Below are 26586 nucleotides of genomic sequence, written 5' to 3'. Positions count from 1 at the left end.
AACAAATATAAACTTTGTTTGTAAAATGGAATTGGTATAGAAATAAAAACCTCACTAAAATTAAATAGCGAGGTTTAATATCATATTATTTAATGTTTTAAGAAGCTGCTCTTAACTTTTTTAATGTAGTGTTAGATAATTTTGCCTCTGCATAATCTTTAGTTACATTAAATTCTTTTTCTTCAGAACTTGGTAAATCAAACATAGCATCTGTAAAAATTGCTTCACATAAAGAACGTAATCCTCTTGCTCCTAATTTATACTCAACAGCTTTTTCTACAATGTAATTCAATGCTTCTTCATCTATTGTAAAGTTTACATCATCCATAACAAAAAGCTTAGCATATTGTTTAATAATAGAGTTTTTAGGCTCTGTTAAAATAGCTCTTAAAGTTTTTGAGTCTAAAGGATTCATGTAACTCAACACTGGTAAACGACCAATAATTTCTGGAATTAAACCAAATGATTTTAGGTCTAAAGGTGTTATGTATTGTAGCAAATTGTCTTCATCTAATTTATCTTCTTCTAAAGATGCACCAAAACCAACAGCTTGTCTATTTAAACGTTTACTGATAATTCTATCAATACCTGAAAATGCTCCACCAGCAATAAATAAAATATCTTTTGTATTAACTTCAATAAATTTTTGTTCAGGATGTTTTCTACCTCCTTTAGGAGCTACATTTACCACAGAACCTTCTAACAGTTTTAATAAAGCTTGCTGAACACCTTCACCAGAAACATCTCTTGTAATTGATGGATTATCACCTTTTCTGGCAATTTTATCAATCTCATCTATAAATACAATACCTCTTTCTGCCTTTTCTACATCATAGTCTGCAACTTGTAATAATCTACTTAAAATGCTCTCTACATCTTCACCTACATAACCTGCCTGTGTTAAAACAGTGGCGTCTACAATAGAAAAGGGCACATTTAACATCTTAGCAATTGTTTTTGCTACCAATGTTTTACCTGTACCTGTTTCACCTACTAAAACAATGTTCGATTTTTCAATCTCAACATCATCATCTGTATTTTTATCTTGTAATAATCTCTTATAATGATTATAAACTGCAACAGCCATTGCTTTTTTAGTTTCATTTTGACCAATGATATATTGATCTAAAAACTCTTTGATTTGCAATGGTTTTTTTAGCGTTAAATCTTTAGATAAGCTAGATGTTTTTGCTTCCGAAATTTCTTCTTCTACAATTCCATGAGCTTGCTCTATACATTTATCGCAAATATGGGCATCCATACCAGCAATTAGTAAATCTGTTTCTGCTTTTTTACGTCCACAAAATGAACATTCTAAGTTTTCTTCTTTCGACATTATAATCTGCTTTTTACTTTTGCTTTAACTGACTTTTTTAGCGTTATTTTCTTGCTAAAACTTCATCAATCATACCATATTCTTTGGCTTCATTGGCTTTCATCCAATAATCTCTATCAGAATCATTGTGAACTTTTTCTACAGTTTGCCCTGAATGATTTGCTATAATAGCATACAATTCATCTTTTAACTTTAAGATTTCTCTAGCCGTAATTTCTATATCTGAAGCCTGACCTTGAGCACCTCCTAAAGGCTGGTGAATCATAATTCTTGAATGTGGTAAAGCTGAACGTTTACCTTTTTCTCCTGCACACATTAAAACAGCTCCCATTGAAGCAGCCATACCTGTACAAATTGTTGCAACATCTGGCTTTATAAACTGCATAGTATCATAAATACCTAAACCTGCATAAACACCTCCTCCTGGAGAATTGATGTAAATAGAAATGTCTTTATTAGCATCTACGCTTTCTAAAAACAATAATTGTGCTTGTATAATATTTGCTACTTGATCATTAATTCCTGTTCCAAGAAATATAATTCTATCCATCATTAAACGTGAAAAAACATCCATTTGAGTAATATTCATTTGGCGCTCTTCCATAATGTATGGAGTTAAACTACTTGTGATTTTTGTATAGCTAGTACTACTAATTCCATGATGTTTAGTAGCGTATTTTTCGAACTCTTTTCCGTAATTCATGTCTTAAACTCTTTAAATTATTGGTTGTGTAAAGATAAGAACTATTCTCTAAATATTGTGTTAGATTTTAAAACGAAAAACCTGAGCTAAAAAGCCCAGGTTTTACTTATTTATAGATTTCTAAAACAGGTTTTAGAAAGCTACTTCAATCTATTTATATACTTCTTTAATAAACTCTTCGTAAGTAACTTCTTTTGTTTTGAAGTTGATGTTTTCTTTAAAGAAAGCCAATAATTTCTGACTGATTAATTGCCCTTGTAATTTTTGAGCTTCATCTTGATTTTGTAAGATTCTACCAGCAATATCATCTAATTCTTTCTCCTCTGGATTCATATTACCAAACTGTGCCATTTGTTGACGAATAAAGCCTTTAGCATAATCTACCAATTCTTTATAATCTAATTTGATGTCATTATCCTTCATAATCTTACTTTCGATTAATTGATAACGTAATCCTTTTTCAGATTTTTCGTACTCAGCAGCAGCTTCTTCAGCAGTTAATTCTTTTTCGCCAGCTGTTGCTAACCATTTTTTAAGAAAATCTGCAGGTAAATCAAACTTGGTGTTTTCTATTAAGTACTCTTGAACTGCATTTAGTAATTGCTGATCTCCTTGTTGCTCAAATTGCTTTTCTGCATCTTCCTTAATTTTTTCTCTTAATTCAGTTACAGTAGAAACGCTCCCATCAACAAAAAGTTTGTCAAACAATTCTTTGTCTAAATCTGCTGGTTCTGTTTTTGTAATATCTTCTACAGTTAACATAACTGTAACATCTAAGTCATGAATAACATCATGCTCTACTCCTAAAATGTGTTGTAATTTATGATCGTCTTCGAAAAGTTTTTTAGTACCTAACTCAATAACATCTCCAATTTTAGCACCTATTACTTTTTTCTCGTTTTTCTTACCTTTTAAATCATTAACTAAGAAAGTAGATTTTTTATTAATACCTGCTTCTTCATTTATGAAAGTACCAGTTACATTAGAGTGCTCTGTTGCTTCTTCTAATGCACTCATTTTTCCATAACGAGTCTGAATATTTTTTACTTCTTCATCAATCAATTCATCAGTTGCAACAATATTGTATTGCTTAATTTTATTTTTTGCTGATAAATCAACATCAAATTCTGGTGCTAAACCTAATTCGAATTCGAAAGTAAAAGTATCTGCATCCCAATTAAAGTTTTCATTTACTCTTGGTAATGGGTTACCTAAAATATCTAACTTTTCTTCTGTTAAAAATTTGTTTAATGAATCTTGTATAAGTTTGTTAACTTCATCAATCATCACAGATTTACCATATTGCTTTTTAATCATTCCCATTGGCACATGACCTTTTCTAAAACCTGGAATGTCTGCTTTTTTACGATAGTCTGTTAAAACCTCTGTTACTTTTGCTTGATAGTCATCTGCAACAATATCAACTTTTACAACTGCATTTAATGCATCTACGTTTTCTTTTGTAATATTCATTTCTTATTAATCTCTAGTTCTTAAAAAATCGAGTGCAAAATTAATCAATTTAATTAAGCCCACAAAAGTTTAAATAGTTCAATTTCAGTTATTTCGTTTTAGTTAAATATTTAAAAACTAAAACTATAAGAGACATTTCATTATAAATAAAAAAAAACATTAATTTTGCACAACTCAAATTTTCTTATTTTATCAGTAAGAATATCAAACAGCAATATAAAATGCAATACAAAAGAGTCCTTTTAAAATTAAGTGGAGAAGCATTGATGGGTGATCGTCAATATGGAATAGATCCTAAACGTCTTGCAGAATATGCAAAAGAAATTAAAGAGGTTGTAGATAAAGGTATTGAAGTTGCTATTGTAATTGGAGGTGGAAACATCTTTAGAGGTGTTGCTGGTGCAGCAAATGGTATGGATCGTGTTCAAGGAGATCATATGGGTATGTTAGCCACTTGTATAAATGGTTTGGCATTACAAAGTGCGTTAGAAGATGAAGATGTGCACACACGTTTGCAAACTGCTTTAGAAATTAAAGAAGTTGCAGAGCCATATATAAAACGTAAGGCAATTCGTCACCTAGAAAAAGGTAGAGTTGTTATTTTTGGTGCAGGTACTGGAAATCCTTATTTTACAACAGATACTGCTGCTGTATTAAGAGCTATTGAAATTCATGCAGATGCAATTTTAAAAGGCACAAGAGTAGATGGAGTCTATGATGCAGACCCTGAGAAAGTTAAAGATGCTGTTAAGTTTGAATCAATTACATTTAAAGATGTAATTAATAAAGGATTAAAAGTGATGGATATGACAGCTTTTACATTAAGTGAAGAAAATAAATTACCAATCATTATTTTTGATATGAACACTAAAGGAAACTTAAATAGATTAGTTTCAGGGGAAAAGGTTGGTACAATAGTAGAAAACTAAAATCTAACTTTTTAAATTTTAAAAAGATGAACGAAGAAATTGAATTTATATTAGATACTGCCAAAGAAGCTATGAATAATGCAATTACGCATTTAGAGAAAGAATTAGTTTCAATTAGAGCTGGTAGAGCTACACCTGCAATGTTAAGTACAGTTATGGTAGATTATTATGGTGCACAAACACCATTAAGTCAAGTAGCAAATGTAAATACTCCAGATGCTAGAACTCTAAGCATACAACCTTGGGAGAAAAGCATGCTACAGCCTATAGAAAAAGCAATTCAGATTGCTAATCTTGGTTTAAACCCAATGAATAATGGTGATTTAATTATGATAAATGTACCACCATTAACTGAAGAGCGTAGAAAAGGTTTAGCAAAACAAGCCAAAGCTGAAGCAGAACATGCAAAAGTTGGTGTTAGAAATGCTAGAAAAGATGCCAATAATGACATTAAAAAAGTAGAGATTTCTGATGATATGAAGAAAATAGCTGAAGATGATGTGCAAAAACTAACAGATACCTACGTAAAAAATATAGACGAAAAATTAGCTGTCAAAGAAAAAGAAATCATGACAATCTAATAATTAAAGTGTAAAATTAAAGAGTGTTTTATAAACACTCTTTTTTTATCAATACAATTACCTTTTATAAAATTACTTAATGAATTTTTGGACTAAAGTTGCAGGTATCATCTTAAGAAACCGTTATTTGGTTTTACTTGGCATTGCAATAATTACTGCATTATTAGCTTCGCAAATGAAATATATGAAATTTTCATATACAGAAGCTAATTTGTTACCCGAAAATCATGAAGCAAATTTAGAATACAACAAATTTTTAGAGGTTTTTGGTGAAGAAGGTAATCTAGTAATTTTAGGAATTAAAGATTCTACTGTTTTTACACCAGAAAAATTTAATGCTTGGAATAGCCTTGTTAATAAATTTAATGATTTAGAAGAAATAGATTTTACCCTTTCTATAGCAGATGTTCAAAAACTGAAAGCAGATCGTCAACAAAGAAAATTTATATTAGAACCTTTATATGAAAATGAACCTTCTACAACAGAAGAAGTTCAAAACATAAAAAAACAACTATTTGAGAAGTTACCTTTCTATGATAACCTGTTATTTAATAAAGAAACTGGTACTTTACAAACTGCCATTTACATTAAAAAAGAAATTATAAATACTCCAAAAAGGAGAGATTTTATTTTCAACACCTTAATACCTATAATAGAACAATTTGAAGAGGATCATAATGTAGATGTTCGCATTTCTGGTATGCCCTATATTAGAACCTTGAATGCACAAAATATTCAAGATGAAATTATATTATTTGTTGGTGGTGCACTTTTAATTACAGCAGTTATCTTTTTCTTCTTTTTTAGATCTTACAGAGCCACCTTTATTACACTTTTGGTTGTAATGGTTGGTGTAACTTGGGCATTTGGTTTTATAGGTTTATTTCGTTTTGAAATTACAGTATTATCGGCTTTAATACCTCCTTTAATTATTGTTATTGGGGTACCCAATGCTGTGTTTTTAATTAATAAATATCAACAGGAGATTAAAAAACATGGGCAACAAGCAAAAGCTTTACAACGTGTAATTTCTAAAATTGGTAATGCTACTTTAATGACCAATATTACAACTGCATCTGGATTTGCAACCTTTGTTTTTGTAAAAAGTTCGCTTTTACGTGAATTCGGAATTTTAGCTTCAGTAAATATTGTAAGCATCTTTATACTTGCTTTATTGATAATTCCAATTATATATAGTTTTATGCCTTTACCTAAGAAAAAGCATTTAAACCACTTAGAAAGAAGGTGGATAGAAAATGTGGTAAATTGGATGGAGCAAACTGTAAAAAACCAAAGAATTGCCATTTATTTTGCAACAGTACTAGTAATTGTTTTAGGTATTATTGGCGTATATAAAATTAGGGTTTCTGGTAGTTTAATAGAAGATATGCCTAAAAGTATGGGCTTCTATAAAGATATTAAATTCTTCGAAAAAGAGTTTGGTGGTATTATGCCTTTAGAAATTTTTATTGATACAAAAAAAGAAAAAGGTGTCATGAAATTATCTACGCTAAAAAAGATGGATGAGCTGAATGAAACCATTGAAACTTTTCCTGAATTATCGAAACCAATTTCTGTTGTAAACCTAGTAAAATACTCTAAACAAGCTTACTATAAAGGTAATCCTAAATATTATCAGTTACCTACTAGCCAAGAGCAAAGCTATATATTTTCCTATACCAAAAACTCAAATTCTGATGCTGGTATGTTAAATACCTTTGTAGATTCTACTGGACGTTATGCAAGAATAACAACCTTTATGAAAGATATTGGTACAGATAAAATGGATGTTATACAAGAAAGATTAAAAGCGGTTATTGCTAAAGAATTCCCTGCTGAAAAATATTCTGTATCTATTACTGGTAAAGCTTTAGTATTCATTAAAGGAACTAATTACTTAATCAATAACTTAGTGTTTTCACTATCATTAGCAATATTATTAATTGCATTATTTATGGCTTGGATGTTTAGATCGCCTCAAATGATTTTAATATCCTTAATACCTAACATATTACCACTATTAATAACAGCAGGACTTATGGGCTTCTTAGACATTCCTATAAAACCCTCTACTATATTGGTATTTAGTATTGCATTTGGTATATCTGTAGATGACACCATACATTTCTTAGCAAAATACAGGCAGGAATTAATGTCTAATAAATGGAAGATTAAACCTTCTGTATATGCTGCTTTACGTGAAACAGGTGTAAGTATGTTTTACACTTCTATAGTATTGTTTTTTGGGTTTTTAGTTTTTACACTATCAAGTTTTGGAGGCACAATTGCTTTAGGAGGTTTAGTTTCAGTTACGCTTTTATTAGCAATGGTATCTAACTTATTACTTTTACCTTCTTTACTTTTAACATTCGAAAAGAAAATTGCAAACAAAAAAGTGTTTAGAGAACCTGCAATGAAGATTATACCACCAAAAGACTTAGAAGAGCCTAGTAAATAAAAAACCTTTACTAATTAACTTATTAGTAAAGGCTTAGCTTGGAGGATTATAATAAATATATTAAACATTTCTTTTCATAGCAATTTTTATTTCTTGTTCAATAGATTTACTTCAAAAATAAGCTAGTATTAACAGTTTTACAACTGTGTTTTTACGCAGTTTTTTTTATCTTAGACTTATGAAAAGTGAGTTTGGTAAATATACTAGAGAAAGAGTTTCTGACATCCCTTTTGATGCAGCAGACCCTTTATACACAGAGTATAAAGAGAAGGTTCCTCAATTTATGGGGCAGGCTGTCTACATCTACTCTTTTGTAAAACAACGTATGGTATTTGCTTATGGTTGGGAAGACTTACTTGGCTATAAAGATGATGAAATTACATTGTACAAAATTGTAAGTTCTACCTCTAAAAGACACTTTAATTTCTCTAATGAATTAAATGACAAAGCTTTACAATATTTAAAAACAATAGACAAAGATTTAGACAAATATAGCTTTACCATTGAAGTTGAAAAAAAACATAAAAACGGAGATATAATTCCGTTATTTTCTAGAGTTGGTATCTACAAATCTCACAATGGAACTATTTTAGAAGTAATAGGGATATCAGAAAGAATACATTCTAGAAAATTAGGAAACATAATGCAATATGCTGCTTTTGGCCCAGAGACATCTGGATTTGAAGAAAGCTTAAATAAAGAACTTTTTAATGAGTTTCGAATTTCTAGAAGAGAAAAAGAGGCTTTAGAATTGGCTTCTAAAGGTTTGGCATTTAAAGAGATTGCAAATAAACTAAATGTAAGTCAGTCTGCTATAGAAAAAAGAATAATTCCTTTATACAAAAGGTTTAAAGTCAATAGTTTACCTCATTTAATTAGTTTTTCTTACGACAATCACATATTGTAATCTACAAATTAATTGTACTAATTTTAGCTTTATCAACATTCATTGAAATTAGCATTTGTTTCCAATTATCTATAGGTTTTTCTTGAGAATTGTTTCTATTTCCTAAAACCCAAATTACATTTTTATTTTTTAAAGTATTTCTATTATTACAATTCACTTTTCCAAAATTATCTATGAAAGATAGTAGTTTGTCTGGCTTTATTAGTTCTTCTTTTATAGGATCTGTTGGATTAATATCATCAATCATTAAAAATTCTGCACCTCTCCAATCCCAGATTTCATGAGCTTCTAACACATCATTCTCATCCTTAAAAAAGTAGTTGTATAGTTTTATTGCATTCACATAAAGACAAGCATAATTTTTAATGCTCAATTCGTTTAAAATACCAACACCCAAACTGGTTTTACCTGTATTTAAATTCCCATAAATTAGTAAATGATTTCCTAAATCTTTGGATGCTAAAAATTGATCTACAATTCCTTTTTGATTTTTATTGATTGTAAAATCCCATTGACTAAGTCTAAATTGAAAAGGAAATCGTGCATAAAATTGATACATTTTGGTAATAAACCAATATCTGCCTGCAATTAATAAATACACTAACAGACAAACAAGAAAAATATTTATTGCTTTATTATCAAATCCATTCATACTTAAATAAAATAATGTGGCTCCAAAAACAAAAAAGCACACATCTGTAAAAGTATCAAAAGCAACATTTAGCCACTTTGGCTTAAATTTATAAGATGTTTTTTTAGGAATATATACAGCATCTGATTTCGATTCTTTTTTTAATAACAATGGTCCTAAAAAATTATACAATTCAAAACAAAACCAAAAAAGACTCACATACAAAGCCGATTTAAAAGCACTTATTTCAGAAAATTGATACACTAAAAAAGACGGAATAAAACCCAGGGAAATATGCCCAAATTGGTTTGCTAACCAAGCATAAGTTAAAGTAATTCCTCTATGTGAGTCTTTACCTATAGCATCTGCCTTTATTTGCTGAAAAATTCTCTGAACTGAAATATGGTTTTTCATAAGTATAATTTTCTATAAATATAAAAAAACCAGACACTTTAAAAGCATCTGGTTTCACTAACATAATTGAAAACAACTTTTTACTTTCTCACAATTCTTTTAATAATTTTACTAACATTGATGTTAGCCTGTTTTCTGTTTTCAAATAATTCCAAATTATGTTAGCTCAATTAAACTCGGGGGAACTTTATTTGTTATTCTAGTTCTAAAAACTATAGGTGTTTATGAATCTTACTAATTCTGTATTGCTTTCAAAATCTAATTTAGCTTTAATATTTTTATAATGAGTTCTAACTGTATGTATAGAAATAAACAGCTTTTCTGCAATACTTTTATGATTTTCTCTCTTAGATATATGCATCATAATTTCTTTTTCTCTGCTTGTTAGCAAGTTAAATTTATTCTCATGATCTGTTTTAAAAGTTTCTTTCTCTAAAAGCGTATTTAAAGATTTTAAAGTATGTTTTATGTCTTGTGATGGCATTCTAATGATCAAGTTGTCTTCATCATCTAAACCATCAAAAAAGAAACGTTTTTTAGAAAATCTTTTAGAAATCACTGTTTCTTCTTGCAGCCATTTTCTAGCTTTTTCTTCTGTTACAAAATGTTTTGGGGCTATACATGAGTGGCATTTATCAAAAGATTCTAAAATGGTTAGATGAGCATATAAATCGTTACCAATTACAAATGCACATTTTTGATTTCCATATTTTAAAATAGGAATGTTTACATTGTCTTCTAACCAAAGTTGCGTTTTTGAATCTAATTCTAAACTAAAATTCTTTTGTAACCAAAGTGTATTTTTAACCTTGTAAATTTTATGCAAACGAACAAAGGCCAGCATTTCATTTTTAAATTCCTCTAAAGAGTTGGGTGATAAAATCCAATCTTGAATTAATAAGTTCGTTTCTAACTCAAAAGTGGTTTGTAAATATTTACTTGAATAGATAGTTTCCATAGCTCGAATCAACTTTTCTAATTTTTTAAGTCAATACAAATCAATAATAAAAAACTTTATAATCTATATATATGTCGTGAATGACATGATACTATTCACGAATAACACATTAAATATCACCAGTTACCTAATAATTTACCTGTTTTTGAAGTAAATCTTTTAATTGCTGTTTGTACGTTCTAGATAAGTTTAACCAGACACCATTGTCTAACATTAATTTTGTAGAGTTGATAATTTTAATCTTATATATATTTACAATGTAAGATCTATGCATTCTAACAAATGTATCTGAAGGAAGTTCTTTTGTAACATCTATTAAGGTATTTCTATCAATTTCTGGCCTTTCTTTGTTAGATAAGTAATACTCTACATAATGTCCATCTGATTTTACATATAAAATTTCAGCTACATTAATTACTGCATTACTTTTTAATTTTATAAAATTTTGTTCTTTAGCAGCAGGTTCTTTCTGTGCTTTAAGTGTGTCTAATTCCTCTTGAATAACCAAAAATTCTTTTTCTATAGCTCTTTTTTGATTGATGTAATAAAGAAGTCCTATAAATAATACTACTACAATTAGTAAACTGATAAACAAACCTGATTGATAAAATTTCTTTTTATCTACCGTTTTTTTTATGCTTTTATCTAATTCATAATTACGTTCAGAAATTATTTTAGAATTTCGCGGTTCTGTAACTATAATATCTTTTGGGTTAATCTTTTGTACATCTAGATTTAACTGTAAATCAAAGTATTCTTCTGCTTTGTCCGTATTTCCTAATTTACTATAGGTTCTGCCTAAAAGACTATAGCTTGTTTTATAAATATGTGGAATATTATATTTTTCTGCAATTGCTAATGACAATTCCGCGTTTTTAATAGCACAATCGTAATCTTCCTTTAAAAAACAAATTTCACCAATTCTAATGTAGTTATTTCCAAACAATCTTCCAGATTGATTTTTAAATCTTGGGTCTGTAATACCTTCTATTTTAGCATTTGATTTTTTAAAATTCACCAATGCAGAATCTAATTCATTCAATCTAAAATAAGTATTGGCTAAACCCATTCTAGAAGTTGCAATCTGAAAGTTATTCTGAATTTTCTCTGAATACACTACAGATCTATTAAAATAATACAATGCAGAATCTAGGTAAGATGTTCTTAAGTGAAGATTGGCTATGTTTTGGTTTGCCTTAAAAAACCACTCATCATTATTAGTGCTTTTTGCTAAAGATTTTGCTTTGTAATAATAACCAATACTTTCTTCGAACTTTCTATTTCTGCTATTTACAGAACCTAAAAGCAGATAAGCTCTTATTTTAAATTCTGGTAGATTATGTTTTTCAGAGAGTTGTAAAATTTCTTTTCCATAAGATATGGCCTGCTCTGTATCTCTTCCAGACTCATATACCTTTTTAAAAAGTTGATTTATCTCTAATTCTATTTCCGAAACTTCCTGACCGCAAATAAGCAAAGACAAAAACAGAAAGAATAGCGTAATAAAATGTTGTTTTTTAATCATGGATTATTATTTAATTATCAAATGAAAAAATTCCAAAAGGGCTAAATACTACACCTAATGTTAACTGATCTACATTATCTACAAAACGTAAATTATAATCATCAAACCCTTTTATATAAGCTAGTTTAAAACCAAAATTTCTTGTAATTTTAAATGGATAAACAGAAAATGATGTATTAGATCTATAATTTGTAATACTTTGATGAGCCACATTTATAAAAGCAAACTTTTGCTCTAAAACTCCATAAGCCGATTTAAATATTTTAAAAGAATATTCAGCATCTAAATAAAAACGATGCTTACCATAAATCTGAATATCATTATTACTATAACCTCCTAAATTTAAAAAAAGAAACATATTTTTATGATATAAACTGTATCCAAAAGAGTAAGATATGGAGTTTTTAGACTTAGTATTAAATCTATGATTTAAAAACAATCTTGAAAAATTAGTCTGAAAATGTCCATTCTCTCTATTTAACAATTCAGTTAAGTTAATATTCTGATTATTTATTACTGTTTGATAGATATTATTACATGGAACAGAGTTATCAGTAAAATCAGATGAAAAAGCACAACCAGATTGCCCATTAGAATAATGGCCATTCTCAAAAGAAAATGTAATCATATTATGATTTTCTTTTGCATGAGATCTAAGTTTCCAAACATGTTGAAAACCTAATGCTATTTTATAAGAAGGCATTCTTACAGGTGCCGAATTTTCGTTATACATTCTTAAGTGAGGAGAAAAAATGGCATAAACTGTAGAAGCTTTTTTTATTGAATCTACCAACAAACGTTCTCTAATATTGTTATAAATACTGTAACGAACTACAGGTTTAGCCTCAAATAGAATCGCTTTATCAATAGCAAACTTATTGGTAAAATTAAAGTTTACAGATGCATCTTCTCCAACTGGATAATATTCCACTTGAGAAAAATTATTAGTTACATAAAGTAGTATTACTAAAACTAATCTAAATTTCACAGCTAAATTATTAGTAATTAGAAGACTAAAATACACTAAATTAAATTTAAAAATAGGTTTTATTCTAATTATTCAATTGCCCAATATCTCTCAAAAAAGTATCTTTACACTTTAGTAAAATGATATTGTATAAATCCAAGAAAAAAGTAAAGATGAAAGTGAGTAACGTTGCAGAATTATTAGAATCGAGTACAATTTTACAAGAAGTTCATGTAAAAGGATGGGTAAGAACGTTTAGAAGTAATCGATTTATTGCTTTAAATGATGGCTCAACCATTAAAAACATACAATGTGTTATTGATTTTGAAAACACTGCAGAAGAGACGTTAAAAAGAATTACTACAGGTGCAGCAGTTGCCATTAAAGGAACAATTGTAGAAAGCCAAGGAAGAGGGCAAACAGTAGAAATTCAGGTATCAGAAATTGAAATTTTAGGAGATTCTAATCCAGATGAATATCCAATTCAACCTAAAAAACATAGCTTTGAATTTTTGAGAGAAAACGCTCATTTACGTATGCGTACAAATACTTTTAGTGCTGTTATGCGTGTACGTTCTAAATTATCTTTTGCTGTTCACAAATACTTTCAAGAGAATGGTTTTAATTATGTAAATACACCAATTATAACTGGTTCTGATGCAGAAGGTGCAGGTGAAATGTTTAGAGTTACCAACTTTGAAGACAATAAAGCACCAGTTACAGAAGATGGTAAAATAGATTTTAGTAAAGACTTTTTTGGTAAAGAAACCAATCTAACAGTTTCAGGTCAGTTAGAAGCAGAAACTTTTGCAATGTCTTTAGGTAAAGCTTACACTTTTGGCCCAACTTTTAGAGCAGAAAACTCTAATACTACTCGTCATTTAGCAGAATTTTGGATGATTGAACCAGAAGTTGCCTTTATGGATTTAGATGGTAACATGGATTTGGCTGAAGATTTTATAAAATCGGTTTTAAAAGATGTTTTAGATACTTGTAAAGACGATTTAGAATTTTTAGATCAACGATTAACGCAAGAAGAAAAAGGTAAACCACAAGCTCAACGAAGTGAAATGAGCTTAATTGAAAAACTAAAGTTTGTGGTTGATAATAACTTTAAACGTGTTTCTTATACAGAAGCTATAGATATATTAAGAAATTCTAAACCAAACAAAAAGAAGAAATTTCAGTTTCCTATAAATGAATGGGGAGCAGATTTACAATCTGAACACGAACGTTTTTTAGTTGAAAAACACTTTAAATGTCCAGTGATTTTATTCGATTATCCAGCCAATATTAAAGCATTTTACATGCGTTTAAATGATGATGGTAAAACTGTAAGAGCTATGGATGTTCTTTTTCCTGGAATTGGAGAAATTGTTGGTGGTTCTCAAAGAGAAGAACGCTTTGATGTTTTAGTAGAAAAAATGAAAGCCCTAGATATTGAAGAAAAAGAATTATGGTGGTATTTAGATTTACGTAAATATGGAACTGCTGTTCATTCTGGGTTTGGACTTGGATTTGAAAGATTAGTACAATTCGCAACTGGTATGAGTAATATTAGAGATGTAATTCCATTTCCTAGAACACCACAAAACGCAGAATTTTAAGAAACTAAATTCTACAAGATATTCAATCGTCATTCCTAAAAGAATGGCGATTTTATTTTACACGATTTGTTATATTTGTGTATATGCTAAAACAAAGTTTACAATATAAACTCTTACAAAAATTATCTCCTCAACAAATTCAGTTGATGAAATTAATTCAATTGCCTACACAAGCATTTGAAGAAAGACTTAAACAAGAAATTGAAGAAAACCCTGCTTTAGATACTGGAAAAGATAATTCTGATGCTGATGATGATTTTTCGAATGAATATGAAGATGCAGGAAATGAAAAAATAGAGGCAGAAGATATTAATATTGATGAATATTTGAGTGATGATGAAATACCAAACTATAAAACTCAAGCCAATAACTATTCTTCTGATGATGAGGAAAAAAATGTGCCTTATGCAGCTGGCACATCTTTTCACCAATCTTTAGTAAATCAATTAAACACCTTTAATTTAGATGAAGAAGAAAGAGCCATAGCAGATTTTTTAGTGGGTAGTATTGATGACAGTGGCTACATTAGAAGAGAAATTATAGATTTAGTAGATGATTTGGCTTTTACTGCAAACGTATTTACAACAGAAGAAAAAGTTGTTGAAGTATTAAAAAAAGTCATCCATACTTTAGATCCTACAGGAGTTGGTGCAAGAGATTTAAAAGAATGTCTAATTATACAGCTAAAAACAAAAGAATCTAATAAAGTACGTAGTTTAGCAATAGATGTATTAGAAAATGCTTTTGATCATTTTGTGAAAAAACACTACAAAAAGCTTCAAGAAAAATTTAATATCTCTGAAGAAGAGCTGAAAGAAATAAATAGCGAAATTTCGAAATTAAATCCAAAACCAGGAAGTTCTTATGCAGGTAACAATAAAATAGCAGAACAAATTGTTCCTGACTTTTCAATTAAAATTATTGATGGTGAATTGGATTTAACTTTAAATGCAAGAAATGCACCTGAATTGCATGTTTCTAGAGAATACAATAACATGTTAAAAGGGTATCAAGAATCTAACTCTAAAAGCAAATCTCAGAAAGATGCAGTGTTCTTTATCAAACAAAAATTAGATGCTGCAAAATGGTTTATAGATGCTATTAAACAGCGTCAGCAAACCTTATTGGTTACCATGAATACTATTATGCACTATCAATATGATTATTTTTTAACTGGTGATGAGCGCAAGTTAAAACCAATGATTCTAAAAGATATTGCAGACAAAATTAATATGGATGTTTCAACAGTTTCTAGGGTTGCAAACAGTAAATATGTATCTACTCCTTATGGTACAAAACTAATAAAGGAGTTCTTCTCTGAATCTATGAAAAATGATCAAGGAGAAGATGTATCAACCAAAGAAATAAAGAAGATTTTAGAAACAGTTATTGCAGAGGAAAATAAGAAGAAACCACTAACTGATGAAAAATTATCTGGGATCTTAAAAGAAAAGGGGTACCCAATTGCAAGGAGAACAGTAGCCAAATATAGAGAACAATTAGATTTACCTGTTGCTCGTTTACGAAAAGAAATTTAGTGCGATTTCATAAAATTATATCAACTGTATTTCATCCAATTGTAATTCCTACAGTTGGTGTAATTATTTACTTTTTAATATCTCCTTTACCCATAGAAAGAAATCAAAAATTAGTAACTCTAATTTTGATATTTGGAGCTACTTATATTTTACCACTGCTATTATTAATTTTATTAAAGAAATTTAATCTTATCAATAGCTATCAATTAGAATCTAAAAAAGAAAGAAGAATTCCATTGGGTTTAATGTTACTTCTATTTTATGGCTTAGGTAACCTGTTTAGCTATGTAGATGCTCTGCAGGACTTATCGTTACTTTTTTATGCAACATCCATAGGATTAATCTTAACCTATATCCTTTTATATTTTAAAATAAAATCTAGTATTCATCTCTTGTCAATAGGTATTTCTTGTGGTTTTTTTATGCTTTTGAGCATTGTTGATAATGCCTCTTATTTACTGATAATCATTATCAATTTTTTAATTGGTGGTTTATTAGCAAGCTCAAGGTTACATTTAAAAGCACACCAACCTAAAGAGGTTTATTTAGGCTTTTTCATTGGAATTAGCTCCGTTTTTGGTCTTTATTGGATATTATAAAATATAGAATATCAGTCCAAATTTTATGACTGAACTATTAATATCCTCTCCATTTAATGTTGCATTTTCAAAAAGTGGAGTTAAACTATAGTAGACATTAAAGTTAAACTCATCATAACCTGCAGATAAAGTTAAACCATATTGTAGTTTTCGAAAGCTAGTAACATCATCAAAAGAAAATGATACACTGTTATCTATGTAATTAAAGTTATTAGAAAAATTATATAAAAACTTAATTCCTGAATATATTCTCCAGAAATCATACTTTCTAGCTGTTGATGTTCTCCATCTTAATTCAATTGGAATCTCTAAATTATGAGCAGAAAATTTATTTGATTCTAAATCTAAACCAGCATCAAAAATGGTGTTTCCATTAGTTTCCTGTACTTTTAATTGATGATTAAAAAAATCATAACCATAACCCACCCCTAATGCAATTGCTACATTACCATTTTTATTCAGTGTAAAATCTTTCAAAAAGCCAAAAGAAAGTGAATAAGAAAAGCCACTTCTTGTAATTCCTGTAGGCTGATTCAATAATTGTGCATAAGAAATAGAAGCATATATATGATCTTCAGAATATTTATCACCCAATTGCAATGAATCTTTTTGAGCTACACAGATTTGAGTAATAAAAAGTAATAATAAAAGAAGTATGTTGTTTTTCATTTCTTTAACAATGGATTTTAAAGATACATTTTTCAGTATAAAAACTAAAATAACTTCAGTAAAAAAGGGTTAATTCAAATGAATTAACCCTTAATCTATATAACTAAATGTCTTTAATTATTCTGAGCTGCAGCAGTTGTAGAGTAGTTAATTTTAAGAGCATTTACATCTCTTAATTTTAATCTAACATCTATAATTGTACCTACATTAGATTCTTTATCAGCCTTAATAGACGTTGTCATAAAAGGGTGTAAAGCTTCAGCTATTTTATCTCTTTTGCTAAAAATAAAAGCTGGTACTTGATCTGCAGATGAAATTTTATCATTCAACTGAATCTTGTTATAACCAACACCATCTCTATTTGGATCTTTAGACTTACCAATATAAATAGTACTTACTAAACTCTTATCTTCTAACTTCTTAATTTCTGTTGCTCCAGGTAATCTTGGATTTTCAATTACTAAATTAGTTTCTCTCATAGTTGTTGTAACCATGAAAAAGAATAGTAACATAAACACGATATCTGGCAGAGCAGCTGTGTTTACAGCTGGCATTCCTTTTTTCTTTTTTCTAAATTTAGACATACTTTTGTTTTAAATTTAAATTAATTATGAAGTTGGTTCTGCATCAGAAATAATTTGAGGATAAGCTGTTTTTATATCTTCAACTTTTTTTCTCAATTTATCTACTTGACTAGATAGGTCTGCACTTTTCTTTGCGTCAGCAAAAGCTTGTTCTAACTCTTGGTAAGACATTCCATAACGTTCTCTTGCTAATCTGTTTCTTAATTCTGTATAAGCTTTTAAAAGCTCATTTTGAACTACAATATACGTACCATAATCAGTACCTCTATCACTCTGAACAGATATAATTGCTTTGTTAGGATGATCTGAAGAAGCATCACTTCTTTCTCCTTTACAATAGTCACATGCTTTTCCTGGTGTTCCATCCTCTCCTGGATTTCCTACACCTCCACCATTATCAATAAACTTTACAGCTTCATCTTTAAGGTTTTTAACATCCATACGTTCTCCTTCAACAAGTAGTTCGTTGTTTCTGTTAATATTTACCTCAAATATGTTCTTTTTCTTAATTACAGGTGGTACATAATCAATAGGTGGCTTTTCTGATAACTTCTTAGAGATACCTGAATCTACATTCATTGTAGTAGTAACTAAAAAGAAAATTAATAGCAGAAAAGCGATATCTGCCATAGAACCTGCGTTAATTTCTGGGTTATCTCTTCTTGCCATATATTATGATTTTACTAATCCTTTTAATAAGTCCCAAACAAAGAATAAACTAGCAATACCTCCTAAGATAACACTATACCATATTCCTGTTCCAACCCATTTATTTACTGCAGAGCCTTCTTCTCCTCCTGATTCTATTTCTCCAGCTGCATTATAAACTGCTTCACTGTCTGATAAGAAATAAGCTACAAGTAAAAGAACTCCTAAGATTGCCAAACCTCCTAAAGTTTTCTTTAAGTTTTCTGGGTTTCTTACTAAACTAATTAACGATAAACCTATTGTAATTATTACAGCAGCATAAAATAAATATGTTGAATAATAGATTAATGGGCTAACCACGCTATTAGCTACGTCAACATCTGTTTCAATGGCATCTGTATCTTCCATAAAAACTCTTATGAAAAGAAAACCACCAATAAGTGCTATTGCAGCAATTAAAATATTTAAAATTTTATTACTTTTCATATTAAGTTTTATTTTTTATACTTTACTAATAAATCTATCAATGAGATAGAAGCGTCTTCCATATTATTTACAATACTATCGATTTTTGCAACGATGTAATTATAAAAAATCTGAAGAATAATAGCCACAATTAAACCAAATACGGTTGTTAATAAGGCTACTTTAATACCACCTGCTACTACTGCTGGTGAAATATCGTTTGCTACAGCAATGTCGTTAAATGCTCCAATCATACCAATTACAGTACCCATGAAACCAAGCATTGGTGCTAATGCAATAAATAAAGAAATCCAAGATACGTTTTTCTCTAATTGTCCCATTTGAACTCCTCCATAAGAAACAACTGCTTTTTCAGCTTCCTCAATACCTTCATCAACTCTATCTAAACCTTGATAAAAAATAGATGCTACAGGTCCTTTTGTATTTCTACAAACTTCTTTTGCTGCTTCTACTCCTCCTGAGCTTAATGCGTCATCTACGTTTGCTAATAATTTTTTAGTGTTTGTAGTTGCCATGTTTAAATAAATAATTCTTTCAATGGCAATAGCTAAACCTAAAATTAAAGCTACTAATACAATTCCCATAAATCCTGGTCCACCATCAATAAAGTTTTGCTTTAATATTTGGTGAAATGTTTGCGATTCAGTTGCTGCTTCTTGAGCGAATGTAGATTGTACAGCTCCAAAAAACATAAATCCTGTTACAGATAAGACATTTACTACTTTTTTCATCTTAGTTATAAATTAATTTTAATAGTTAACGGGTTAAAGATATAAATTTTCATCTCAAAAATAGAAATTATGTAGCACTTTATCTTTTTTTGCGCTTAAAACATAACCTTTTCATTTAAGAGAGTGCCAAGTAACAAAAAATGTTATGCATAAAAAAATTTTTTTTTATGCATTTCTGTTTTCTGAGCACAATTATTAATAATTTGATAATATTATGAGTTTTTTATGAAAAGTGCATTAAATTGTTAATTCTCCCCTTAATGGTTTTTCGAAATAATGGGTAAATTCTTCATCACTCAAATCTTCGTGTAACAAATACATTAATTTAGCAATTGCTGTTTCTGTTGTAATATCTTTACCACTAATTACACCTAACTCTTTAAGTACTACACTTGTTTCATAATGCCCTTGTGAAACAGAACCAGCAACACATTGTGTTACATTTATTATTTTAATATTTTTTTGAGTTGCCTCTTTTAATAATTTTAAAAACCATTGTTGATCTGGTGCATTACCTGCTCCATAAGTTTCTAAAACAACTCCTTTTAAATTTTTTGTATTTAAAATACTTGAAACTACATTGCCTGTAATACCTGGAAATAGTTTTAAAATAGCAATATCATTCACCAAGTTTTTTCTGATTACCAATTCTTTATCTCCTACAGGTTTATGAATGTAATAGTCGTTAAAATTTAAATGCACCCCACTTTCTGCTAATGGAGGATAATTCATTGAGGTAAACGCTTCAAATTGTTCTGCATTAATTTTAGTAGTTCTATTTGCTCTGTACAACTTATATTCGAAATACAAACAAACCTCAGCTATAACTGGTTTATCATCTTTTTTAGCACAAGCTATTTCTATAGAGGTAATTAAATTCTCTTTTGCATCTGTCCTTAAATCTCCAATGGGTAATTGAGAACCAGTAAATATGATGGGTTTTTGCAAATTTTCTAACATAAAACTAATAGCAGAAGAAACATAAGACATTGTATCTGAACCTGAAAGTATCACAAAACCATCGTACTTTTTATAATTCTCCTCAATAATATCCACAATTTTTCTATAGAAATCTACATTCATGTTAGAGGAATCTATAGGTTCATCAAAAGAAATACTTTCTATATTACAATTAAGTTGATGCAATTCTGGTATATTTTTGGTTATTTGACCAAAATCGAATGCCTTTAATGCATTGGTTTTATAATCTTTAATCATACCAATGGTTCCACCTGTGTAAACAATAAGAATATTAGGTTTATTTGTCATATTGTCATTTAAATATTTATGTACTTCTAAATAATCTGCCTTTTATTGATTATTCTTTATTTTTCTTCCTAAAAAATAAAATGGAATAATTTATGTTGTAAATTTATCAAACAAATATGATATACAATTTTTAAAAACATAAATTATGATAGGATTTTATATACTTATTGGAGTTATTTCTCTTGTAAGCTGGTTAATAAGTAACACTTTAAAGAGTAAATTTAAAAAATACTCTAAGGTTGCTTTAAGAAATGGCATGAGTGGTGCTGAGATTGCAGAAAAAATGTTAGCTGATAATGGTATTTACGATGTTAAAGTAATTTCTACTCCTGGTAGACTAACAGATCATTATAATCCAAAAGATAAAACTGTAAATTTAAGCGAGGCTGTTTACAACCAAAGAAATGCAGCTGCAGCTGCTGTTGCTGCTCACGAAGTTGGTCATGCAGTACAACATGCTACTGCTTATGACTGGTTAACAATGCGTTCTAAATTAGTACCTGTTGTTAGTGTTTCCTCTAGGTTTTCTCAATGGTTAGTAATTGGTGGTTTAATTTTAGGAGCTGCCTCTGGTGCTTCAGGAATTGGTTTTTATGTAGCTATTGCTGGTTTAGCAATGATGGCTCTTGCAACTGTATTCAGTTTTATTACATTACCTGTAGAATATGATGCAAGTAACAGAGCATTGGCTTGGTTAAAAAATAAAAATATGGTTTCTCAAGAAGAATATGCTGGCTCTAAAGACGCATTAAAATGGGCTGCAAGAACCTATTTAGTTGCTGCTCTTGGTTCTTTAGCAATGCTTTTATACTGGGGTTTACAAGTTCTTGGAGGTAGAGATTAAGCTTCAACGATTTAATAATATTATAAAAAACACTCTTTTAACTGAAGAGTGTTTTTTTTGTTTAGAAAACCTTTTCTCAATTTTGCGCGTCTTTATTTTTATAGAAAATAAATATCTGTTTAAAGGAAAATTAACCCACTTCATCAGATTTTGATTTTTCTTTTGTAACAAAGTAGGCACTTTTACAGTGTTACTAATAAAAATAAATTAACCAAAATGAAACTTCTATTTACCACAACCCTTTTTTTCTTCGGAATTTTATCTGTTTTTGCACAACATAATATATCAGGTAAAATTGTAGATGAGCAAAATGATCCTTTACCTTTTGCCAATATTGTATTGTATAATGCTGATAAAACATCAAACCCCAAAGGAACTGTTTCTAAAGATGATGGTACATACATTCTAGAAAACATTTCTGAAGGAGAATATGTTTTAGAAATATCTATGTTGGGTTTTGAAACTGAAAAAATTGCTAAATTCAATTTAAGAACTAATAAAACGTTCAACATTACTTTAAAAGAAACTAGTCAATCTTTAAACGAAGTTGTTGTAAAAAGTAAAAGACCTGTTATTAAGCAAACTGCAGAAAAATTAATTGTTGATTTAGAAAAATCGGAAATGATTAATACTTCTCTGCAAGATGTTATGCGCAAAGTACCTGGAGTTTTAGTAACAAACAACGGAATTTCAATAGCAGGTAACAGTGGAGTCCGAATTTTAATCAACGGAAAAACTACAGAATATATGGATGTAGAAACACTACTTAGAGATTTTCCTGCAGATAATATTTCTAAAATAGAAGTTGTAGAACAGCCAGGAGCAGAATATCAAGCATCTGGATCAGCAGCAATTATTAACATCATATTAAAGAAAAACGTAAAACTAGGTACACATGGAAGTGTGAATTCTTGGATTGGGGAAGACCAAGGTTTTGAGTGGGGTTCTGGATTTTCTATAGCCAGCTATAAAAATAAATTAAACTGGCAAACAAGTATAGGATACTCACAACCAACGTTTAGAGAAGATTTATTTTTAGTAAGAACTGTTGGTAATGAAACTTATGACCAAACTACTAGAGAGCCTTATGACCCTGATAATTTTAGAATTAGTGGTAGTTTAGATTATTACATTAACGATAAAAACTCTATTGGTTTAGGTACAAGTTTTAATACTAGAAATTCAACCAGAATTGCATCTAGTGAAACTATTATTTCTGATGCAAACAGCACAAATACGTTATTTTCTGAAAATAGTTTTGATAGAGAACGTAAAAATTATTCCATCAATCCATATTATGAATATAAAACAGATACAGATCGATTATTAATTGATTTTAATTATTTAGATTTTGTAAATGACAATACAAATACTTTATATGATGTTGCAGGCAGTACAATTCCTTTTACTGATAGAAGATACATTCAAGATGGTACCTATAATATTAAAACCTATAGCATAGATTACAGTAAAGAATTTACAGACAATTTTAAATTAAGTGTAGGTTCACGTTTTGCAGATGTTGCTACTAACAATGATTTGCAATCTTTAACCGAGAATAATTCTGGTGGTTTCGATTTTAATGAAGATGAAAGTAGCCAGTTTTTAATTGATGAAACCATATTTGCTGTGTATTCAAAAATTAATGCAACTTCTGGTAAATGGTCTTTTTCTGGTGGTTTACGTTATGAAGATAGTAATACAGATGGTACATCTATTTTTATGGACAATGGAAGTACAAGAACAGAAGTTTTAGAAAGACCTATTAAAAAATTGTTTCCAAGTGCTTCAATAAGTAGAAAAATTACAGATGTTTTAGGGGCAAGTGTTTCTTATAGTTATAGAATACAGAGACCTTCTTACAATAGTTTAAACTCGTTTGCAACCTTTTTAGATCCTTTTTCTGCAGGTGAAGGAAACCCGTTTTTAACTCCTTCTTACACCAACAACTATCAATTTAATTTAACCTATGAAGGTCAACCATTTTTTACTATTGGTTACAGCAAAACAGATGATGAAATTTTTCAATTAATTCGTCAGGATAATAATACAGCACAAATTAGACAACAAGAAGTTAATGTAGAAAACAATACCAACTGGAATTTTAGATTATTTGCGCCTTTAAATTTCACTGATGGTTTAGAAGGTTACACAGGTATTATTGTAACTAACACTGATTTTCAATCTTCTACTTATGGAGTAGATTTAAACAAATGGAATTTGATTTGGTTTGTGCAAGCTAGCTACGAATTACCTTGGGATGTAAATTTTGAAGTAAATGGTAATTATGGAACAGGAGCTTTAGAAGGCCAAATAGAAGTAGATTGGCTTGCAGAATTAAACTTTTCTTTTGGTAAATCTTTTTTAAATAAAAAATTAAAGGCCAACTTAGGTTTTAATAAAATGCTAAACAGAGGTTTTGTAGGTAATATAGATTATGGAAATGGAACTGCTGCAGTAGAAAGTAATGGCTCTAGACAAAACATTCAATTTAGATTAACCTATAGTTTTGGAGATCAATTTGGAAAGAAAAAAGCAAGAAGAAACAGAAATAGAGACGAAGAAAATAGAATTAACACTGGTAATTAATATCTTAGCTCAACTATGAACACTAAGCTAAACAAATCAGACTGGGTAATTCTTTTCATCGTCTTTGGAACAACCATGGTTTTAGGTTGTCTCGATTATTACAGAGAAGGAAATAAACTAATAGAATATATTGTAGATTTTCCATCAAGTACTTTACTTGCCATTCTTGTAATATTACTATTCATTCAAAAGATTGTGCCAGTTTATTTAGTAGCGAAGAAAAATTATATTTTGTTCTTTTTTACAAGCATAATTTTATTAACTGTTGTTGGTACTTTAGACAATATAATAGGTAGATATACTGCTGGTGGATCTATTAGCACCATTAAAAACGTAGCTTCTTATTTAAATGATGGTTTATATAATGCTGTAGATATGATTGCTTTGCCATTAGGTATTTTACTAATTAAAAAATTCTACGAAGGCCAGCAAGATTTATTAGAAGCACAAAAACAACAAAAAGAGAACGAATTAAAATTGTTACGTTCACAAATAGATCCTCACTTTTTATTTAACAATCTAAACACTTTAGATTCTTTAATAGACACCAACCCAAATAAAGCTAAAGAGTATATAAATAGACTTTCTTTAATTTACAGATATTTGATAAAAACAAAAGATGCAGAAGTTATGGAGCTTGCATCTGAATTAGAATTTGCTAAAAACTATATTTTTTTAATTGATACTAGATTTGCCAAGGACTACCAATTTAAAATTGAAGAAAACATTTCTTTAACCGATAAATTTATACCCACAAGCGCCCTGCAAACTTTACTAGAAAATGTAGTAAAACACAATAAATCTGATGGTAAAAATGCCATTGAAACTACTATTCAAATAAATGAAGGTTGGTTAATTGTAACCAATACAAAATCTAAAAACAGTTTAAAAGCAGATTCTTTAGGAACAGGACTAAAAAACCTAAAAGCACGTTATAAAATACTTTCAGATGAAAAAATGCAAGTTCATAATATGGATAATAAGTTCGAAGTTTTTATACCAATTATTACTTTAAGCGAATAAAATTAAAAAATGAAGATTTTAATTCTAGAAGACGAAATACCTGCATATCAAAAATTAACCAAGTGTTTAGATGCTTTTTTTGATGTAAAAATATCTCAGGATTGGGCACGTTCTATAGTTGATGGCAAAACACTTTTAGCAGAAAATTCGTACGATTTTATTTTATCTGACATTCAATTATTAGATGGTTTGTCTTTTGATTTATTTAATGCCGTTAAAATTGAAACTCCCATTATTTTCTGTTCTGCACATGATGATTATCTCTTTCAGGCATTTAACACCAATGGAATTGCGTACATTCTAAAACCATATTCGCAAAATGATTTTGATAAAGCCATTCAAAAATACCAAGCATTATTTAAAAAAGGAGATTACAACACACTTAACAGTAGCACAATAGATGCCTTAAAATCTGCCTTACAAGAAGAAAACACAACTTATAAAAAACGATTTGTAATTAAAAAAGCAAAAGGCATTCAACTATTGAATGCTATAGATATTAGTTTAATTACTGCTTCTGGAGACTTTTGTTTGGTAAATGATGCTGAAGGTAAAAGACATACTATTTCACAAAATTTAGGAACTATTCATCAACAATTGAATCCTAAAAAGTTTTTTAAGATTAATAGAAGCGAAATTGTAAACATCGATTTTATAGAAAATATAGAGAGTCATTTTAAAAATCGATTATTAATTTCTATTAAAAATCACAAAGAAAAAGTGATGACAAGTTCTTCTACAACATCCGACTTTAGAAAGTGGTTAGAGAATTAGGTTTAGAAAAAAGCCTGTAAACAAGTCTAGCCCTGATTGAACGATTTGTTTAAGCTCTTTTTTGTTTTTTCAAAAAAAGCGAGTAGTGAAAGCAGGAAATAGCTACAAATAAAAAAACCTTTTTGATTACTCAAAAAGGTTTTTCTTATGCTTTAAAATAGTTTTAAACTACTTTTTATTTTGTTTTTTCTTGGGTAAAATTCCGAAAGTAAATGCAATTCCTACAGCCATAAACATACCTGCTATAAAATCTAGAACATCGTTACTAAAATCGAAAATTATAATATAAGCAGCACTAATTGCTAGAATTAAAACACCAATAATTCTAAATTTATTCATTTAA

The 26586-nt window shown here is 29.1% G+C and carries 25 protein-coding genes; 11 read left to right on the top strand and 14 right to left on the bottom strand.

Going from position 1 to position 26586, the window contains the following annotated elements:
- Positions 1–97: 97 nt before the first annotated feature.
- From clpX to tig, 3 genes are all read right to left on the bottom strand, one after another.
- Positions 98–1336: an ATP-dependent Clp protease ATP-binding subunit ClpX gene (clpX, locus tag LPB302_RS11535; protein WP_053973407.1), complete on the bottom strand. Its 1239-nt coding sequence runs from the start codon at positions 1334–1336 to the stop codon at positions 98–100.
- A gap of 43 nt (positions 1337–1379) precedes the next feature.
- Entirely contained in the window at positions 1380–2039 is a 660-nt protein-coding gene (gene clpP / locus LPB302_RS11530) for an ATP-dependent Clp endopeptidase proteolytic subunit ClpP (protein WP_053973408.1), read from the bottom strand.
- Between the two features lie 150 nt (positions 2040–2189).
- Entirely contained in the window at positions 2190–3512 is a 1323-nt protein-coding gene (gene tig, locus LPB302_RS11525; RefSeq protein ID WP_053973409.1) for a trigger factor, read from the bottom strand.
- A 221-nt stretch (positions 3513–3733) separates the two neighbouring features.
- Here tig and pyrH point away from each other — a divergent pair, with 221 nt between their 5' ends.
- From pyrH to LPB302_RS11505, 4 genes are all read left to right on the top strand, one after another.
- Complete coding sequence (gene pyrH / locus LPB302_RS11520; RefSeq protein WP_053973410.1) at positions 3734–4441, top strand: UMP kinase; 708 nt, start codon at positions 3734–3736, stop codon at positions 4439–4441.
- A gap of 26 nt (positions 4442–4467) precedes the next feature.
- Positions 4468–5022: a ribosome recycling factor gene (frr, locus tag LPB302_RS11515; protein ID WP_053973411.1), complete on the top strand. Its 555-nt coding sequence runs from the start codon at positions 4468–4470 to the stop codon at positions 5020–5022.
- A gap of 79 nt (positions 5023–5101) precedes the next feature.
- Positions 5102–7480, top strand: a complete 2379-nt coding sequence (locus tag LPB302_RS11510; protein WP_053973412.1) for an efflux RND transporter permease subunit — start codon at positions 5102–5104, stop codon at positions 7478–7480.
- Positions 7481–7658: 178 nt separating this feature from the next.
- Positions 7659–8387 (top strand): LuxR C-terminal-related transcriptional regulator, encoded by a 729-nt coding sequence (locus LPB302_RS11505; RefSeq protein WP_053973413.1) that lies wholly within the window; start codon positions 7659–7661, stop codon positions 8385–8387.
- A gap of 1 nt (position 8388) precedes the next feature.
- On the opposite strand, the gene LPB302_RS11500 is transcribed toward LPB302_RS11505, so the two are convergent.
- The 4 genes from LPB302_RS11500 to LPB302_RS11485 form a co-directional block, all read right to left on the bottom strand.
- On the bottom strand, positions 8389–9432 hold the full coding sequence (locus tag LPB302_RS11500; RefSeq protein ID WP_053973414.1) for a P-loop NTPase family protein: 1044 nt from the start codon (positions 9430–9432) through the stop codon (positions 8389–8391).
- A 205-nt stretch (positions 9433–9637) separates the two neighbouring features.
- Positions 9638–10390, bottom strand: coding sequence for a response regulator transcription factor (locus LPB302_RS11495; RefSeq protein WP_074613526.1), 753 nt, complete (start codon positions 10388–10390; stop codon positions 9638–9640).
- A 127-nt stretch (positions 10391–10517) separates the two neighbouring features.
- On the bottom strand, positions 10518–11915 hold the full coding sequence (locus LPB302_RS11490) for a tetratricopeptide repeat protein (protein WP_074613525.1): 1398 nt from the start codon (positions 11913–11915) through the stop codon (positions 10518–10520).
- A 10-nt stretch (positions 11916–11925) separates the two neighbouring features.
- Entirely contained in the window at positions 11926–12903 is a 978-nt protein-coding gene (locus tag LPB302_RS11485) for a hypothetical protein (RefSeq protein WP_143032689.1), read from the bottom strand.
- Positions 12904–13055: 152 nt separating this feature from the next.
- Here LPB302_RS11485 and asnS point away from each other — a divergent pair, with 152 nt between their 5' ends.
- The 3 genes from asnS (at position 13056) to LPB302_RS11470 (ending at position 16626) form a co-directional block, all read left to right on the top strand.
- Positions 13056–14489, top strand: a complete 1434-nt coding sequence (gene asnS, locus LPB302_RS11480) for an asparagine--tRNA ligase (RefSeq protein ID WP_053973418.1) — start codon at positions 13056–13058, stop codon at positions 14487–14489.
- 83 nt (positions 14490–14572) lie between these two features.
- Entirely contained in the window at positions 14573–16027 is a 1455-nt protein-coding gene (gene rpoN, locus LPB302_RS11475; protein ID WP_053973419.1) for an RNA polymerase factor sigma-54, read from the top strand.
- Positions 16027–16626 (top strand): hypothetical protein, encoded by a 600-nt coding sequence (locus tag LPB302_RS11470; protein ID WP_053973420.1) that lies wholly within the window; start codon positions 16027–16029, stop codon positions 16624–16626. The genes rpoN and LPB302_RS11470 overlap by 1 nt, the downstream gene beginning before the upstream one ends.
- On the opposite strand, the gene LPB302_RS11465 is transcribed toward LPB302_RS11470, so the two are convergent.
- The 6 genes from LPB302_RS11465 to LPB302_RS11440 form a co-directional block, all read right to left on the bottom strand.
- Positions 16621–17295 carry a porin family protein gene (locus LPB302_RS11465; protein ID WP_053973421.1) on the bottom strand — a complete coding sequence of 225 codons (675 nt, stop codon included), beginning with the start codon at positions 17293–17295 and terminating at the stop codon, positions 16621–16623. The two genes, LPB302_RS11470 and LPB302_RS11465, sit on opposite strands and share 6 nt — an antisense overlap.
- 113 nt (positions 17296–17408) lie before the next feature.
- The gene (locus tag LPB302_RS11460) at positions 17409–17879 is read right to left on the bottom strand and encodes an ExbD/TolR family protein (RefSeq protein ID WP_015481922.1); all 471 of its coding nucleotides are present in this window, start codon (positions 17877–17879) and stop codon (positions 17409–17411) included.
- A 24-nt stretch (positions 17880–17903) separates the two neighbouring features.
- Entirely contained in the window at positions 17904–18548 is a 645-nt protein-coding gene (locus LPB302_RS11455; RefSeq protein WP_053973422.1) for an ExbD/TolR family protein, read from the bottom strand.
- Positions 18549–18551: 3 nt separating this feature from the next.
- Positions 18552–19013, bottom strand: coding sequence for a hypothetical protein (locus LPB302_RS11450; RefSeq protein WP_053973423.1), 462 nt, complete (start codon positions 19011–19013; stop codon positions 18552–18554).
- Positions 19014–19021: 8 nt separating this feature from the next.
- On the bottom strand, positions 19022–19744 hold the full coding sequence (locus LPB302_RS11445; RefSeq protein ID WP_015481919.1) for a MotA/TolQ/ExbB proton channel family protein: 723 nt from the start codon (positions 19742–19744) through the stop codon (positions 19022–19024).
- 237 nt (positions 19745–19981) lie between these two features.
- Entirely contained in the window at positions 19982–21013 is a 1032-nt protein-coding gene (locus LPB302_RS11440; protein ID WP_053973424.1) for an asparaginase, read from the bottom strand.
- Positions 21014–21158: 145 nt separating this feature from the next.
- Here LPB302_RS11440 and LPB302_RS11435 point away from each other — a divergent pair, with 145 nt between their 5' ends.
- The 4 genes from LPB302_RS11435 (at position 21159) to LPB302_RS11420 (ending at position 26243) form a co-directional block, all read left to right on the top strand.
- A complete protein-coding gene (locus LPB302_RS11435; RefSeq protein WP_053973425.1) occupies positions 21159–21857 on the top strand; it encodes a zinc metallopeptidase in 699 nt (232 codons plus the stop codon).
- A gap of 216 nt (positions 21858–22073) precedes the next feature.
- Positions 22074–24446 carry a TonB-dependent receptor gene (locus tag LPB302_RS11430; RefSeq protein WP_053973426.1) on the top strand — a complete coding sequence of 791 codons (2373 nt, stop codon included), beginning with the start codon at positions 22074–22076 and terminating at the stop codon, positions 24444–24446.
- Between the two features lie 15 nt (positions 24447–24461).
- Positions 24462–25469 (top strand): sensor histidine kinase, encoded by a 1008-nt coding sequence (locus LPB302_RS11425; protein ID WP_053973427.1) that lies wholly within the window; start codon positions 24462–24464, stop codon positions 25467–25469.
- 9 nt (positions 25470–25478) lie between these two features.
- Positions 25479–26243, top strand: coding sequence for a LytR/AlgR family response regulator transcription factor (locus tag LPB302_RS11420; RefSeq protein ID WP_053973428.1), 765 nt, complete (start codon positions 25479–25481; stop codon positions 26241–26243).
- A 168-nt stretch (positions 26244–26411) separates the two neighbouring features.
- On the opposite strand, the gene LPB302_RS11415 is transcribed toward LPB302_RS11420, so the two are convergent.
- On the bottom strand, positions 26412–26582 hold the full coding sequence (locus LPB302_RS11415) for a hypothetical protein (protein ID WP_157593838.1): 171 nt from the start codon (positions 26580–26582) through the stop codon (positions 26412–26414).
- Positions 26583–26586: the final 4 nt, after the last annotated feature.

The organism is Polaribacter dokdonensis (genome assembly GCF_024362345.1).
GTDB classification, from domain to species: domain Bacteria; phylum Bacteroidota; class Bacteroidia; order Flavobacteriales; family Flavobacteriaceae; genus Polaribacter; species Polaribacter dokdonensis.
The sequence above is the reverse complement of the archived record's forward strand: the minus strand, read 5'-3'. Positions and strand labels throughout refer to the sequence as shown.